This window comes from Shimazuella soli (assembly GCF_022511585.1).
Taxonomy (GTDB): Bacteria; Bacillota; Bacilli; order Thermoactinomycetales; family Thermoactinomycetaceae; genus Shimazuella; species Shimazuella soli.
This window is the reverse complement of sequence record NZ_JAKWBN010000009.1, coordinates 1-14,319: the sequence shown is the minus strand read 5'-3', so window position 1 is coordinate 14,319 and position 14,319 is coordinate 1. Positions and strand designations below refer to the sequence as shown.

The following is a 14,319-nucleotide window of genomic DNA, read 5'->3' as shown; positions in this document are numbered from 1 at the left end:
AAGAGTGTAGAAAAGATTGTCGGCAATGATTGCTCACAGTTTTTCCTAGACTGGGGTATAACTTGCCTTGTTATTGGTAATCGAAAACTCAATCGGTCCTGTTCCATCGGCTTTTACCAATGCTCGGATAGTTGCAGTTTGTTCGATTCGATCTCGACCACTGAGCGGTTGAGACATAGCGGTATAGACTGCTCGTGGAATCAAGATATCCATGTTATCTCCAACATGTATGACGGTATCGATCTCGGTTAGTTTATTGGTACTTGGACCTGTTGCCGTTCCCCAAAACCGCTCCAATTGCATAGTAGAGAAAAAAGATAATCCCAATTCAATCTCGACCGAAAAAGCCCCTCGATACGCTCTCCTTGGAAAACGGGAACCAATGGTACGGCCAGCCTCGTTATCTGCTCCTGTCTCGATCTTGATCGATAATTTTTCGATGGTTGCCGATTCATCTACCCCGTTTATCTCCGCCGTTACCTGATGGGGAGCATAAATTTCTCCTTGCGTAAACGTTGGATTTGCCTGTAATGTTCCTTTTTGATCTGCTCCTCCTGCAATATCTACACTGCCTACAAAAAATCCGTCATCCAGCTCTAGAGATAGAGAATCAACCACGCATCCGGTAAAAATATGCTCGAATACATCCTTGCCTACTCTTGCAGTAAAGGATTTCATTAGAGCAGACTGCTCTGGGAAAAAATGATGGGTAAAGGAAGGGGCTGTTCCGGTTACGGTATACCCTCCCAATGCCCATTTCAAAAACCAAGCAAAAGCAGTGAGATCAACAGGAGTAGACAACGAGCCTTCACTCCGATAAAAGGCTGGTGCTACCGTTCGATCTAACCTCGATACTCCTTCATAAATAAGAGCCTGATCTCCACTGGGATCAAGCTCGGCTGATTCTGGATCGATGGTTTCTACTGCTAATGCAGGTGTTCCAAAAGTGGCTTCTTCGCCATAACTAAAGTACCTAGTGATACCCAATTTATATCCCCCCTTATATACATTAAAAAAATAGTAATTTATAATAGAAGAAAATCGGCATCGTTACGAGGAGTAGGGATGAACAATCTTCCTGAGAATCTGGTTCCTCTTCCGGCTGGTGATCCTCTCTACGGAGTGGATGAGAGCTTGGCAGGCACACTTGACAGCCTGAGCTGGAGCTTCCTTGCTCTTCCTTCTGGGGAGAACTCGCGTCGCTTTCTGAACCCTGACGGGGAAACGGATTCCTGATTCCCGTGTGACACCGGTTTGTATGATTGCCTATCAACCGAAAAGGCGTCATGCAAAAGGCTGGACATCCTTGTCACATACCATTTGACAAAGACAGTCCAGCCAAAACTTTTTCTTATTCCCTCCTTTGAATCCGAAAAGCAAATTCACAACTTGCCCAATAGACATTGGAATTGGCTACTGCTTCATAGCTTGGATCAAAGTTTAACGGTCGTACATCAAACACTGTCTTCCCTAACGTTCGATCCGAAACGATCACATCATATACCTTTGCAGTTAACTCTTCTGCTAACTCTTTTCCGGTGGTGGAATCCAAATCATGCACCATCACCACAAAATCAAAAATGAAATCATGGAGTGCGGTGTGTCCTCCTTTTAATTCGGGTTGATGGGAAACAGGCAGTATCCATAGGACGGGCATTTCCTCTATTGATCCTACTTCCATTTGATCCCCATAGACAATCGAAGTAACAGGGGATAGGATGTCCGATCTCGCATCTTGTAATTTTTGCAGAATAGCTTCTTTTATTTCTTTTCGTATCTCTGCTAAGTTACGATTATCAATGGCGTAACTCATGTCAGCCCCACTTTCGCTAATGCTATTTCTACAAACTCTGCTTTTCTTCTCTCCGTTTGGGAAATGGATTTCTCCACGTATTTTCTTCCTCTCATCCCTCTTACACTCATGGCATGTACCGTTTTACCACCCATCTGAAATACCAAAGGCGATCTTGGCTGCTTCACCGATTTTGCAAATACCATTTTTCCATTGATTTCAAAGACCAGAACACCATTGGGGCTTTTCGGAGTAATGATTTTTCCTTGTTTCTTCGATTGGATCGGTTTTCCCGAAGGGCCATATACCCCTGTTCCATCATTCACAAAACGAGCATATTGGACAGCTGTAAAAACTTTGTAACTCAAAGCTCCTGTTGGCTTCATATTCCATGATCCAGCTAATCTTCCATGATCCACTGGGCTGTTCTCTCGGATATTCCCTGTTAGTTCTACTGCTGTGAGTCGAACGGCTTGTTTTACTGCTTCGGCTGATTTTCTAGCAATCTCCCGAAGCTCACTCTCATCCACTCGTACTGGCATCTGGCATCACCTCTTCGGAAGAAAGAAAAACAGCGATCTTCTTTTTTGCGTAAGGTTTGAGTTCCCAACTCAAATCTTTTATGACATCCGAAGCGTTGAGGACTTGAATGGCGAATTCGCCAATCTGCACAACTTTGTTGATCCTGTTCTGAACCGCATATCCAACTAGCTTCGATAGAGTACGGAGTGCCACTGCTTCTACTCCAACATATCTTGAATCACTGTTTGAGACGCTTTCTTTTAATCGGGTATCGATTTCAATACTAATGTGATTGATCCACTGCAATAAAACAGCATCCAACTCTTCCTCCGTCATGAATTTGGAAAAGCTGGATGCTTGGATTCCAGTTAGTTCTCGAATTTGCTTGGGCGTTCCATACATGTTAATCACCCTGTCTTACTGCTTTTTTCTTCTCCTTGATTTCTTCCACTTGTAGATACTGACACGCCTCCAATAGAGAATGGTGACGGGGATGAGAAATTTCTATCTCCTGTTCCTGTTTTGGTTGGAAGAAGTAACCCAATCGTTCTACCACTCGCTCCGATGTATTCTGTACTTTTACTTTCATTTCCTCACACTCCTACATATCCGGTCGCAACAGCAGAAGCGTTCTCATCTTCAAAGTGAGCATCTGCACGTACCGTCACCACAAAATCGGTTTTTCTCTCTTTTGGTACTCGATCTGGTTCAATTTTTACATCTCGATACAGTCCATAAACCAAGTTGTTGGGAGGTGCAAGCAGAGCGGTTCCCAATGGCATCTGAGGAACATACTCCAGAATAATTCCCTTGAACGCCAGTTGATTTGCTCCCGTTTGGGCAAAATCCCCAAGAGCTGTTTGTCTTTCTCGAAGGGCATCCCGATAATCATCTAAGATATCCCATGTCACAAAATATCTCCATTGCGATAAGTCTGTCATATACTTCTTGGGAACAACCGACAACAATTTATTCAGCAAATCATCGACCTTGGTTTTATCAAATTGGCTAGCTGTTAAAGATCCTGCTGTTCCACCTGTTACCTTATTGGCCGTTTTCTTTAACCAGCCATCCGTTACTTTGAGCAGGGGATCAGCAGAAAGCGATTTATCTCCTGCTAGAAACAAGTACTCTAAATCCCGCCCGGTTGCATCTCCCAATAATTGAATGATGGTGTCTTCAAAATTGGCACGTTCGATGTTGTCCTCCAAAGTGGTGTCGGTCACCCCTACAAATCCACCCAGCTCTTGGGCATCCAATTTGTTTAAGTAAGGGACTGTTTTCTTTTCATTGGTAACTGGATTTTGATCCCCGCCCGTTCCAGCTAAGATACGACCATTAAAAAGGATACGGTCAATATCACGGGTGGGAGCATTCATGGTCAATCGACGAGCCATCGATAGAAGTGGGGTAGAGTCTTGTACCACTCGAATAAATTGATTTGCTTTTTCAGGAGTAAGTAACCCTTGTCCCATATCTCCACGAGTAATAGCTTTCACTGCACCATCTAACTTGGTTAACAATTCTTGTGTGTTCATATAACCTCATCCTCCCTATTTCTGGACACGACGACCAAAGATATCTCGGTCTTGTTCGATTGGTTTGGATTGCCCTGATGAATCAACATCTTGCCCTTTTAATTTATTGGAACGAAAAAAAAGCCCAAAACCTCTGGCCTTTTCAACTACCTTCTCCATGTCTTGAACTCTATCAAGAAGGGTTTCATATTCTTGTTTACTAAGGATTATATGTTCCTTTGATTCTTGCTCGACTTCGGTTTCCTCAGGGTTGGATTGTTCCTCCAACGTGTGTTCTTGTTGTTGTGCTGTTACTGGATCATCGGACTCCAGCGGTGGATTCCATTCCTCCAGTGCCTCTTGCATTGCTGCTTTGATAGAGGACTGGATAAACACTTGAATCTCTTCTCTTGTCATTTCTTCTCCTCCTTCCGATTCAGCAGATTCTTCGTTACGGCTCAAGGCTTGCTTTAATCTAGCAAAAAATCCAGTATCTTTGGGCAGCTCTGGTTCTTTGGATTTAATGACAAGAAACTTTGCTTTTGGTACTGCTGGTTCATCCACTAGGGAAACAGCATTCACAATCCACTCCTCGCCTAAATCTGCGAGAGTGGTTCGCTTGAATACCATATCGCTTTCTTCTTTGCTTTTGGTTGCAGTGGATCGGATTCCCATGATAGAAAATCCAGTGAGCTTTCCAGATTTTACTGCATTCCATGATGCTTCATCTGTAACTCGTACACCCATTATCCATGAACCTTCTGGAATGGTTACATCACCAAATTCCAGATCGACAGGGGCAATATATGATTCGATTACACGACCCACGTTATTTAGGGTATGTAGTAAATCAATGTTTCCATATCTTTCGTTAAAGGTATGAGCTACATCTTCTATTTTGGCTTTCGTTACCACATCACCATCATGATCGGGTTCATTCGGTATTAATACAGGACCATAGACCAATCTCTTTTCATCATTTCGTTTAACTACAGGAGCAGTTAATTCAGACAAGTCAACACCTCCTTTGTTAGTAAGCTACATATCTATACTCAGTACCTCATTTTGATTACCCTTATCTTCCGTATAATTAGCAAAGGGAAAAAAACGAAACGAACAAGAGTATTCATTTTGAAGAGAGTCTCTAAAAATTAACTCTACATAATATTCACCATTAGGATTTGCTTTAAAATCTACCGGAAACATTGTTTTTATGTCATTAACTGAATATTTGAGATTGAATGATTCCCCCCCTTGTAGCGGTTGGGGAGATTCTAACAACTCAAATCCCAAGTAACTCTTGTCTGATACCTTAAGAATAGGACTGATAGACTGAATAGTAATTGGAATTGATCGTATATTAGTTGCAACTACTTTCCAAAAAGTCGTTACCTCCCGTTTAGAGTCTATGTCGTTTGCCTCTATTGAAAGAGTCCACCTTGTTTCTAATTTCTGTTTTGATAATTCTATTGCCGTCTCGTTCGATTGATTTGAAGCATCTAATTGTGCTTTTATTGCTCTAACTCCAATCCAAGTTGAAAGTGGAATTGCAACCCACTGTCCTATAGCTGATACCGCACTCCAATAGTCCATCTTTCATTTACCTCCTATCAGATATTTAAACTTAAATTATAAACTATTCTGGTATTAAGGAGGGGATAGTTAACTAAGCGTGAAAAGGAGTATGAGTAATAATCATACTTTTTTGGGGGAGATAAGGGCGAATTCGACATCGACAATTGATCCATTCTGCAATATTACCTGTTCGGTCTCCAGGTATTAAAAGACCATTGGAGAAACGCTCGTTTAGCCTTACCACCTCCCCATGCATCTTCACATGATCAGCTTTATCTGCTGGTTTGTAACCACGCACTCGTATATCTTTGGCAGTAAGCCATTGCTTGTACCGGACACCCAAGTCTTCCAGCGTCACTTGTATACCTTCGTTTTGTGCAGAGTTGATCTCTGTTCGAGCAATCAAGCGCAGGCGGTAATCTCGAATCTCATCAAATTCCTGTTTTAGTCGTTCGGCTGCCTGATCAATCCCTAGTCCTTGTTGATAAGAATCGGCTAAGTTTTCCTCGATATCCCCAATGATTCGTTTGGTTGTGTCTTGGCTAAAGGTATAAAATTTTTTTCGCAGTCGGTCATAAGTCCAGCTATCAAATTCCTGATAAGAAAGATTCACTCCATTTTCTTCTAAATCATCAAATGCAAGAAAGCGACCTCTTTTCGCACTGCTCATGGCATTGTTCACGATGACTGCTGGCACTTCGTCATACAGTTGCTTCAAAAATTCTTCCACAAACACTTTTCTTCGTTCCTTGTCCTGTGGGATATAGCCCAGATAAACCAGACGAGAAAGAAGTCGATTCTCTACTCCTACAAACAAGCGCAATAGTTCTTTCTCTAGTTTTTGTTCTGCAACCAGTGCTGCTTCATCTACTCCCTTGAATGCTGGAAGCTCTCCGCAATTGCATAAAAAAGTGGTGACCTCCTCCAGCATGCGTTCTGCTTTTCGTTTCATTTGATCACCACTTCCAACAGCTTACGATGAAGGCTCTTGATTTCTGCGATCAAGTCTGGGTTCTGTGTAGATCCAGATGGACTTCCCAACTGGTTAATAGGCACTCCACCGATAAAAGGGGTATCCATGATTGGATGATCGATACGTTCCTCGCCCATGTTCTCTCGAATTTTATTGGAAGTAATCGCTCCCATCGCAAAGAGCTTGGTATATACATCTGCTTCTCTTGCTTCATCACGAGTATCGATTTCATGAAATTCCAATTTCCAATCCGTTACCCCAAAAGCATCACACAGGATGTGTTTATTCAATCTTGCTTCCACCATGTTTTGTCTCGGCCACAGGATGGATTGTTTATAAATCTCAGTGGATTCTACTGCAGTAGAACCTCCCAATGACCCTTCCTCTGCAATGCCTGCCCGATAAGGCGGGACACCATGAGCCGATAAAACTTCATCTCGGTTATCTTTTCGATACAAACGAAAAGAGGCTTCTTTCACATCTACGGAAAGAGCCTCAAATTTAAATTCTACTTTTTCTCCATCTCCACCCGATGCAGTGAGCACCAATGTGGCGTGGCGGTTATCTTTTAAGTCTCGTTGAAAATACTGTTTGATCATATTCTCTGTTTGTTCATCCAAATCTGCTCCACTTACGGTTACCGCATAAGCTGGAATCGCATGGTTCTCAAAGAAATCGATATTAAACTCTGCTCTTTCTTGGTCTCCCAAAATCGCACCCAAAGCAGGAAGGACATCTGGTGAGCCATAATAATCCGAACGAGCGGAGTAATTGAGAATATGAAGAACCTCCGTTGCTCTTCGATCTAACGAAAGACTACCCAATGGAACTTTCTCGCCCGTTTCATAATCCACATCCCAAGGAGCACCTGCTCGTTTAAACCAGCGTCTTTTTGCTCCTCGTATCTGCACAAATAAAGCATCATCCCGATGCCTTCGCATCGTATGAGCAGGAATATGTTCCAACCCTTCGAGTGTATCTTTTCCTCGAATGAGTTCTAAGTATCCATTCCCTGTCGCTTCGTAATCTTCCATCCACTTGGTTAAGATTTCTTCCAAGGTTTCTTCTGGATGAGGAGATTGAAGAAAGGATAACACTTTTTCTTTTTGTGTTTCATTTGGTTTCTCTGATGTGGGAACCAAATTCCACCCAAGCCCTACAGTATCTCGTGCTTTCGTCTTGACAGCTCGATAATGATAGGTGTTCATTTCCATCAGTTTCGCAAGAGCTTCTGGATGGTAGAGAGGAGCAATGATCCCTGCTTCACCATACTCTGAGCCAAATACATCCTCTGGTATTTGCTTGGATTGCTTCACTGCATATTGTTGCAGATAGTTGGTGGATAGTACATCTCCATTCTTTAAGACATAGGCTTTGACTGCTGGCTTGTCCATTTGTTCACCTCCTAGACCACTCTTGCTTTCACGGTTGGTTTGTCTTTCTTTAACATCAATTCCGTTAATGCCCACACCAGTGCATCCATCCGATCTGGAGACTGCATCTGACTGGGAGCCCATGTACACATCTGATCTTCTAACGTTCCAAAGCTTCCCACATGGTGTACCTTCCCTTGTTCATATAAAGCAGCAATCGGTTCTGCTCGTGTCAGTTTCCCTCTGCTGGCGTGTACCTTCTTGTAAGAAACCGTCTTGTCTACGGTTCGGATGGTGTGTTCGACCATATCTCCACCGTTGTTGGTCTCTGCTACTATCCGATCTGCTTCAAAATCATAGTAAGCAGAGACAGCCGTTCGAGCCCAACCATCGGGAGAAGCATGAAGGGAAAGATCATCTAGGACATAGGCATGTCCATCCACCCCTTTGCCAACTACCACAATGCCTGTTTCATCCGATTCCTCGTTTTCCGTTGCAGCTGGATCGATCCCAATCACAACCCGAATCAAATCAGGGTGTGTGGGGACACGGGTATCTTCCAACATTTGACGCTTCCATAAAGCACCCGGTACATCATCTAAAATCTCTGCATATAACTCCTGCCTTCCCAAACGTGTTCCTTCATATTTGGAAACGATTTGTTCCAAGAAAGCAGGAGCTAGGTTTACTGCATTATCAAACGTAGAACCCTTGGTTACCGCTGTGGTCTGTGCTTTTACAAGCGACTGCACGACAGGGATTGGTTTAGGTGTGGTGGTAACGACTACCCTTGGATTTGTACCTAACCGAAGTCCAAACATCAGCATATCCCATGTCTCTTGCGGATATTTCCAAGCTGCAAGTTCATCCGCCCACGCTAATTCATGTTGTGGTCCACGTAGTTGATCCGGATGTGCCCCAGAATAAATGGTAGCAATCGCCCCATTTGGCCATGTAATCCTGCGCTTCGAAGGCTCATACTTTGGCATAAACCAAGGTGGGCTGATGGTTAAGATGCCGCTTTCCCCTTGGATCATGACATCCCTTGCATCCGCTGGTGTAGGGGCGACAAGTGCTACCCGTGTGGCTTTCCCTGTCTTGACCTGCTCGATAATATACTCTGCCCCTGTTCTGGTTTTTCCAAAGCCACGTCCGGCAAGGAGAAGCCATGTCCGCCAATTTCCCTTTGGTGGGAGTTGATTGGGTCGAGCCCAAAACTCCCATTGGTACAAAAGGGCATTTGCTTCTTCGTTGGATAATGCATCCAACAGTTGCTTTCGTTCTTCCTCCAGAAGCTGGCTCACTTGCATCGCGATGGATTCGTTTTCCGTTCTTGATAGCTCCACATTCATCACACTTTGCAGACAAATTTTATTAAGGAATATTTTCTCATAATTGGTTGATTAAGCCGAAACACAGAGGTAATCTGTGTGTGCCTAAGCGATAAGCAAGCAAACACCTAGGAGGAACACCATGAAACCAAAAGTAAAAATATTTCCAAGTAAAGCAGAAGCCTACCATTACATGTACTACAACAAGGAGCAGTTCGTTGTAATCGTAAATGAGGATCTACAATACTGCGTAACCGAGCCAAGACACGCGAGAAGGCTGATTGCAGAGGAAGACTACCTGATCGATATCGAATCGGAAGGGGAGAAAATCACTCGAGAAGATTTGAATTTGCTTGGACCCCTTCACCGATTCCGCCATTTGAAGCATGCCGTAAACGCTCAAAACCTTGATCACCTTCCTACCCATATTCTCGTAGGAGATGATGACCACTATTGGCTCCTGCTCCCTGCAGATAGCAAAAAACTATTTGAAATGGGCTACGATATACCGAACTATTTATAAAGGAAATGTCCGGTCAAAAACCGGGCTGTTTGTCGTTCTACGTCCACACTTTATTAAGGAATATTTTTATAAATTTGGTTGCTTTGTCCTGTCATCAGAGCTAATGTGTTCATGCAAGCAAAGAACTTGTACACCTAGGGGGATTACACTATGAATATCGCGCACCAAGTAAGAGACCTTTTGAATCAAGCAACTTTTCAAAATTACAACACGACCAAGAAACAAATTCACGAAATAGGTTCAGGATTAAACCAGCAACTATTCGCTTACCGAATCGAGCATCCTGAAGCATTTGAAACAAGATCCAATCCCATCGTAGATTTCCAAGTAACCGATACACAAAAAGATAATGTTTATCTAGCAGGGAAAAACTTCACCATACGAATAGAAAGGTATGAAAATGAAAAGGAATACGAAACGGGATACAATATATATCTGCTACCGAACGACCAAACATTCAAGGGATTCTTCTTCACCTACGAAGAAAGTCCGAAAGCCTTAAACCTAATGATACAAGCCTTAGTCGATAACAACTTCCAGCTATAACCTTCCCCCTAAAGAAGACCCGATTTGAATCGGGTTTTCCTCGTGATCGTCAATGGATAAACCTGTGTATTTCTCCACCTGTCTCCATCCTACTTTCACTCAAAATTAATTAAGGAAATATTTGATAAAATAGTTGATTAATCCCAAAATCAGAGCTAATGTGTTCATGCAAGCAAAGAACGCCTACATCTAGGAGGAATACACAAAATGAAATTAGTAAAAAACTTGCGAAACACTTTTCAAGAATGGAGCTACGCTGAACAAAAGAGGGCTGAACCCAAGCATATCCACGCCATCGGCTCCAAGCTAAAAACAATAGTAGAAGAACTAGACGGTATCCTTTACCAATACGCAATCGATAAAGAAGAAGAAGCGAAAAAGCGAATCAGCCCAACGATTGAACGATACCTAGCCGAAGGAAGGGTAATAGCCGGACCGGATATCAAGGTAACCGTACAACCAGCAACGGGGCTTGGTATCGGGTATACCATCACCGCCGCCCTCAGTTGGAACGACGACTACCGCTGGGGCGTAACGTGGACGAACAACTCCTTACACCTTAACCTACTCGTACAAGCCCTAACCAAGCCTAACTTTTCCCTTTAATCCGTAAGGGAAGGGAGCCCGATATAGATCGGGTTTTCCTCGTGAGCATACATGGAAAACAAGTCCATCTCTTTGTTTTATCTCCATTAAAATTCTTTTCGATTCAAAAGGAAATATATTATAAATAAGTTGATCATTACCAAATACAGAGCTATGATGACAGTGCTAAAAGACAAACAACCCAATACCCAACAGCATGGAGGTACTTCATATGGCAAAAATCAACCGTTATACCACATTCATTCCTTGGCGAATCGTAGAAGAAGAGGTAGACCTTTTACTAGACGCACTAGAATCCTATGCAGACGACAACGAAGTGGAACAATTCCGCCACCCCTACTATGAAACATTTGAGGATACGATTTATGCCTTACGAGCACTAAAAAAGAAATTCCAAATAGGAGACCACTCTCCTGAACTAGAGAAATACTACGATGACGAGGATGTAGCACAATAAACCTTCCCTACCAAGGGAACCCGACTAGATCGGGTTTTCCTTGTGAGCGTACATGGACAATCATGGTATTCCTCTATCTCATTTCCATCAACATTTTGTTTAAAATTCATTAAGGAATTATTTGATAAATTAGTTGATTACTACCAAAAACAGAGCTATGATGACAATGCCAAAAGGCACACGACAACTAGGAGGAATACAACCATGACAACCAAGCCTGTAGCAAAATTAATCGGAGCAAACGGAAATATTTTTAACCTCATCGGACTTGCCAGCCAAGCACTAAGAAGAGGAGGACAACCGGAACAAGCCAATAAAATGGCAAAAGAGGTGATGGCTTGCGGAAACTACCACGAAGCACTAGCAACCATCGCCAACTATGTAGAAGTAGAATAAATATACCATCCCTTCTACCTAACAAGGGAGCCCGACTAGATCGGGTTTTCCTCGTGGTCCGTTTCCTTCCGTTTTACCAGAGCATTCAGCTTCTCTATCAGTTGTCGTTTCGGATCAGTAATCTCTACTGGACCACCTTCTTTGCCAGTAACCTCATGCTGTGTCTTCCTACCCCAACGAGCCGGATACTTACGCTCTAGTCGCCACGCAGCCGCCTGCCAGTTCTCCTTTGCCGCTTGTGCAATAAGAGCCACGTCCCGCATTTCTGCTTCTGCCATTGCTTTTTCTACTGCGTTGGAAAACGCCCTATACTTCCCCCTATTTTCTCTTGCACCACGTTTTAGCCAATCATACAGGGTCGTTTTATTGATTCCTGCATAAGCTGATGCTGTTTCGATGTAGTTGCCCATCCGAAGGGAATCTACTATCTTTTGTTGTACTTCTGGTGTTAATTTCTCAGGTCTCGCCACCTTCTTTCACCGCTTTCTGATTCGTATACTCCTCCCACCTTTTCACGATTACATCACAGTAAATAGGATCTAGTTCAATCCCATAACAGACTCGGTTTGTTTGTTCTGCTGCCATCAAAGTAGAACCGGAACCAAGAAAAGGATCAAGTATAATGGCTCCTTGTTTGGAGGAGTTTTGTATTGCTTTTGCAGGAATACCAATAGGTTTCATCGTCGGATGATCTTTGTTCCGAGATGGTCTATCGATATTCCAAAGCGTGGTTTGCTTTCGATCTCCATGCCATTGGTGACTAGCACCCGGCTTCCATCCATAGAGGATAGGCTCATGTTGCCAATGGTAATCCTGCCTGCCAAGTACCATCGCATTTTTTGCCCAGATGATGCACTGCTTTAGTTCCCAACCTGCATCTATCATCGCAGTCCGAAAGTTGATCCCTTCACTATCTGCATGACAAATATAAATGCCGCCACCCGATTTGGTGACGACAATCATGTTAGTAAAAGCATCATATAAGAATTGATAGAATTGACTGTTGTTCATTTTATCATTTTGGATTTTGAGAGCTTCCTTGGTTTTTCCAGTGTAATCTACGTTATAGGGTGGATCAGTAAAAACCATATCTACCAACTTATCCTTCACTAATCGCTGGAATATTTCAGCAGAAGTCGCATCCCCACAGATTAGACGATGCTTTCCTAGTAGCCAGATATCTCCCTTTTGAGTGATTGCTTCTTCTATACCTTCCAACTCTACATTTACGTCGAAGTCATCTTCTTCTGGATCAGCTTCTACAAAGAATTGCGTCATCAAATCCTCAATCTCTTCATGGTCAAATCCAGTCAACTCTACATCAAAGTCACCTACATCTAATTCTTCCAGTAAATCTTTTAATCTCAATAGATCCCAATCACCACTAATTTTGTTGAGTGCAATGTTGAGAGCTTTTTCTTTCTGCTCATCCAAATCCACAACGGAGCATTCTACTTCTGTTCTACCTTGATCAAGTAAGATTTTAAACCGTTGGTGACCACCTACGAGATTTCCCGTTCGCTCATTCCAGACCAAGGGCTCAACAAAGCCAAACTCCTCAATGGAACGTTTGAGCCTCGCATATTCAGGATTGCTTGACTTGAGATCTAATCGTGGATTGTATAGTGCTGGATTGATTTGTTCTATTGATACTAATTGTATGTTCAGGATATTCACCTATACTCTCTCCTAACAAAAATAAAAACGGGCTTAAGCCCGCTAGAATTTAGGTACCATCATGAGTTCTCTATATTTACTATGATAATTGTTTATTTGAGAGAATTGGTGACTGAAAACTGCCAAAATAGTGCCTTTAGATATTAAATAGAATCTAGTTAGTTTAACTTAGTGTACTTCCCTTTTTAATCTCTGATGTTTCTTCAATAATCTCTGTTCATGTAATCTTCGAGTAACTTATCAAGTTTTAATTCCTCATTATAAAAATTCCCAAAAGGACAAAGTACCTTTTGACTTCTATAACGTGAATTTATAACCATCCTAATCAGTCCAAAAGTACTAACACTAATGAGCACAAAAGTATTCCTCAGCATACTCTGAAATTAGGAGTGAGCAATTGTTGGAGTCCGTTTTGAACCCACTTCCCCGAAAGAAACAATTACACAAAGTATGACGGCAAGCTCAGCAATTCCGACACTTATCCCTTTTATAAAAGAAAGGAGGGAGAGGATATTAACTATCGTGATGAATGGCTTAAAACCTTAGAATTATGGTGCAATTCCAGTATATTCCCTCCGGCTCAATGCCCAGGTATATTCCCTCCACGACCACAACCACCACAAGGATGTACATGTCCAACGGGACCAACAGGCACTACTGGAGCAACTGGAGCCACGGGACCTACTGGACCCTCAGGTGGACCTCCGGGGCCAGCAGGGACAACTGGAACTACGGGCGCCACTGGATCTACGGGTGCTACAGGTGTGGGAGCCACGGGTCCACAGGGACCAGCTGGAACTACAGGTGCTACGGGCGCCACTGGAACTACAGGTGCCACTGGATCTACGGGTGCTACAGGTGTGGGAGCCACGGGTCCACAGGGACCAGCTGGAGCTACAGGTGCTACGGGTGCCACTGGATCTACGGGTGCTACAGGTGTGGGAGCCACGGGTCCACAGGGACCAGCTGGAGCTACAGGTGCTACGGGTGCCACTGGATCTACGGGTGCTACAGGTGTGGGAGCCACGGGT

The 14,319-nt window shown here is 43.2% G+C and carries 20 protein-coding genes; 6 read left to right on the top strand and 14 right to left on the bottom strand.

Annotated features, from left to right (window positions below; genetic code table 11):
• Window positions 1-45: 45 nt before the first annotated feature.
• From MK805_RS15465 to MK805_RS15415, 11 genes are all read right to left on the bottom strand, one after another.
• Window positions 46-987: a phage tail tube protein gene (locus MK805_RS15465; RefSeq protein ID WP_240876821.1), complete on the bottom strand. Its 942-nt coding sequence runs from the start codon at window positions 985-987 to the stop codon at window positions 46-48.
• Window positions 988-1,351: 364 nt separating this feature from the next.
• Window positions 1,352-1,813, bottom strand: coding sequence for a hypothetical protein (locus MK805_RS15460; RefSeq protein WP_240876820.1), 462 nt, complete (start codon window positions 1,811-1,813; stop codon window positions 1,352-1,354).
• Window positions 1,810-2,334: an HK97 gp10 family phage protein gene (locus MK805_RS15455; protein WP_240876819.1), complete on the bottom strand. Its 525-nt coding sequence runs from the start codon at window positions 2,332-2,334 to the stop codon at window positions 1,810-1,812. Before MK805_RS15455 ends, MK805_RS15460 begins: the two co-directional genes overlap by 4 nt.
• Entirely contained in the window at window positions 2,315-2,725 is a 411-nt protein-coding gene (locus MK805_RS15450; RefSeq protein WP_240876818.1) for a hypothetical protein, read from the bottom strand. The genes MK805_RS15455 and MK805_RS15450 overlap by 20 nt, the downstream gene beginning before the upstream one ends.
• Window positions 2,718-2,903: a hypothetical protein gene (locus MK805_RS15445; RefSeq protein WP_240876817.1), complete on the bottom strand. Its 186-nt coding sequence runs from the start codon at window positions 2,901-2,903 to the stop codon at window positions 2,718-2,720. The genes MK805_RS15450 and MK805_RS15445 overlap by 8 nt, the downstream gene beginning before the upstream one ends.
• Window positions 2,904-2,907: 4 nt before the next feature.
• A complete protein-coding gene (locus tag MK805_RS15440) occupies window positions 2,908-3,852 on the bottom strand; it encodes a phage major capsid protein (RefSeq protein ID WP_240876816.1) in 945 nt (314 codons plus the stop codon).
• A gap of 15 nt (window positions 3,853-3,867) precedes the next feature.
• Window positions 3,868-4,845: an XkdF-like putative serine protease domain-containing protein gene (locus MK805_RS15435; RefSeq protein WP_240876815.1), complete on the bottom strand. Its 978-nt coding sequence runs from the start codon at window positions 4,843-4,845 to the stop codon at window positions 3,868-3,870.
• Between the two features lie 24 nt (window positions 4,846-4,869).
• The gene (locus MK805_RS15430; RefSeq protein ID WP_240876814.1) at window positions 4,870-5,424 is read right to left on the bottom strand and encodes a hypothetical protein; all 555 of its coding nucleotides are present in this window, start codon (window positions 5,422-5,424) and stop codon (window positions 4,870-4,872) included.
• Window positions 5,425-5,497: 73 nt separating this feature from the next.
• Window positions 5,498-6,358 (bottom strand): phage head morphogenesis protein, encoded by an 861-nt coding sequence (locus MK805_RS15425; RefSeq protein WP_240876813.1) that lies wholly within the window; start codon window positions 6,356-6,358, stop codon window positions 5,498-5,500.
• Entirely contained in the window at window positions 6,355-7,773 is a 1,419-nt protein-coding gene (locus MK805_RS15420; protein WP_240876812.1) for a phage portal protein, read from the bottom strand. The genes MK805_RS15425 and MK805_RS15420 overlap by 4 nt, the downstream gene beginning before the upstream one ends.
• An 11-nt stretch (window positions 7,774-7,784) precedes the next feature.
• Complete coding sequence (locus MK805_RS15415) at window positions 7,785-9,104, bottom strand: DNA-packaging protein (RefSeq protein ID WP_240876892.1); 1,320 nt, start codon at window positions 9,102-9,104, stop codon at window positions 7,785-7,787.
• A 121-nt stretch (window positions 9,105-9,225) separates the two neighbouring features.
• Between MK805_RS15415 and MK805_RS15410 the strand changes: the two genes are divergently transcribed.
• From MK805_RS15410 to MK805_RS15390, 5 genes are all read left to right on the top strand, one after another.
• Window positions 9,226-9,606: a hypothetical protein gene (locus MK805_RS15410; protein ID WP_240876811.1), complete on the top strand. Its 381-nt coding sequence runs from the start codon at window positions 9,226-9,228 to the stop codon at window positions 9,604-9,606.
• A 150-nt stretch (window positions 9,607-9,756) separates the two neighbouring features.
• A complete protein-coding gene (locus MK805_RS15405) occupies window positions 9,757-10,152 on the top strand; it encodes a hypothetical protein (protein WP_240876810.1) in 396 nt (131 codons plus the stop codon).
• 225 nt (window positions 10,153-10,377) lie between these two features.
• Window positions 10,378-10,758, top strand: a complete 381-nt coding sequence (locus MK805_RS15400; protein WP_240876809.1) for a hypothetical protein — start codon at window positions 10,378-10,380, stop codon at window positions 10,756-10,758.
• Window positions 10,759-10,969: 211 nt separating this feature from the next.
• On the top strand, window positions 10,970-11,215 hold the full coding sequence (locus MK805_RS15395; RefSeq protein WP_240876808.1) for a hypothetical protein: 246 nt from the start codon (window positions 10,970-10,972) through the stop codon (window positions 11,213-11,215).
• Between the two features lie 204 nt (window positions 11,216-11,419).
• Entirely contained in the window at window positions 11,420-11,611 is a 192-nt protein-coding gene (locus MK805_RS15390) for a hypothetical protein (protein WP_240876807.1), read from the top strand.
• A 35-nt stretch (window positions 11,612-11,646) separates the two neighbouring features.
• Here MK805_RS15390 and MK805_RS15385 read toward each other — a convergent pair whose 3' ends face one another.
• From MK805_RS15385 to MK805_RS18185, 3 genes are all read right to left on the bottom strand, one after another.
• Complete coding sequence (locus MK805_RS15385; RefSeq protein WP_240876806.1) at window positions 11,647-12,081, bottom strand: hypothetical protein; 435 nt, start codon at window positions 12,079-12,081, stop codon at window positions 11,647-11,649.
• Window positions 12,068-13,288, bottom strand: coding sequence for a site-specific DNA-methyltransferase (locus tag MK805_RS15380; RefSeq protein ID WP_240876805.1), 1,221 nt, complete (start codon window positions 13,286-13,288; stop codon window positions 12,068-12,070). The genes MK805_RS15385 and MK805_RS15380 overlap by 14 nt, the downstream gene beginning before the upstream one ends.
• A 580-nt stretch (window positions 13,289-13,868) precedes the next feature.
• Window positions 13,869-14,063, bottom strand: a complete 195-nt coding sequence (locus MK805_RS18185; protein WP_255724703.1) for a hypothetical protein — start codon at window positions 14,061-14,063, stop codon at window positions 13,869-13,871.
• Between MK805_RS18185 and MK805_RS18180 the strand changes: the two genes are divergently transcribed.
• The coding region (locus MK805_RS18180; protein WP_255724701.1) for a hypothetical protein at window positions 14,053-14,319 on the top strand (267 nt) is incomplete at its 3' end. The two genes, MK805_RS18185 and MK805_RS18180, sit on opposite strands and share 11 nt — an antisense overlap.

Coding starts and splice junctions, on each gene's coding strand:
- MK805_RS15410 (WP_240876811.1), top strand. CDS start 9,226: ATGAAACCAAAAGTAAAAATATTTCCAAGTAAAGCAGAAGCCTACCAT.
- MK805_RS15390 (WP_240876807.1), top strand. CDS start 11,420: ATGACAACCAAGCCTGTAGCAAAATTAATCGGAGCAAACGGAAATATT.
- MK805_RS15455 (WP_240876819.1), bottom strand. CDS start 2,334: ATGCCAGTACGAGTGGATGAGAGTGAGCTTCGGGAGATTGCTAGAAAA.
- MK805_RS15430 (WP_240876814.1), bottom strand. CDS start 5,424: ATGGACTATTGGAGTGCGGTATCAGCTATAGGACAGTGGGTTGCAATT.
- MK805_RS15420 (WP_240876812.1), bottom strand. CDS start 7,773: ATGGACAAGCCAGCAGTCAAAGCCTATGTCTTAAAGAATGGAGATGTA.
- MK805_RS15405 (WP_240876810.1), top strand. CDS start 9,757: ATGAATATCGCGCACCAAGTAAGAGACCTTTTGAATCAAGCAACTTTT.
- MK805_RS15425 (WP_240876813.1), bottom strand. CDS start 6,358: ATGAAACGAAAAGCAGAACGCATGCTGGAGGAGGTCACCACTTTTTTA.
- MK805_RS15460 (WP_240876820.1), bottom strand. CDS start 1,813: ATGAGTTACGCCATTGATAATCGTAACTTAGCAGAGATACGAAAAGAA.
- MK805_RS15445 (WP_240876817.1), bottom strand. CDS start 2,903: ATGAAAGTAAAAGTACAGAATACATCGGAGCGAGTGGTAGAACGATTG.
- MK805_RS15440 (WP_240876816.1), bottom strand. CDS start 3,852: ATGAACACACAAGAATTGTTAACCAAGTTAGATGGTGCAGTGAAAGCT.
- MK805_RS15395 (WP_240876808.1), top strand. CDS start 10,970: ATGGCAAAAATCAACCGTTATACCACATTCATTCCTTGGCGAATCGTA.
- MK805_RS15415 (WP_240876892.1), bottom strand. CDS start 9,104: ATGAATGTGGAGCTATCAAGAACGGAAAACGAATCCATCGCGATGCAA.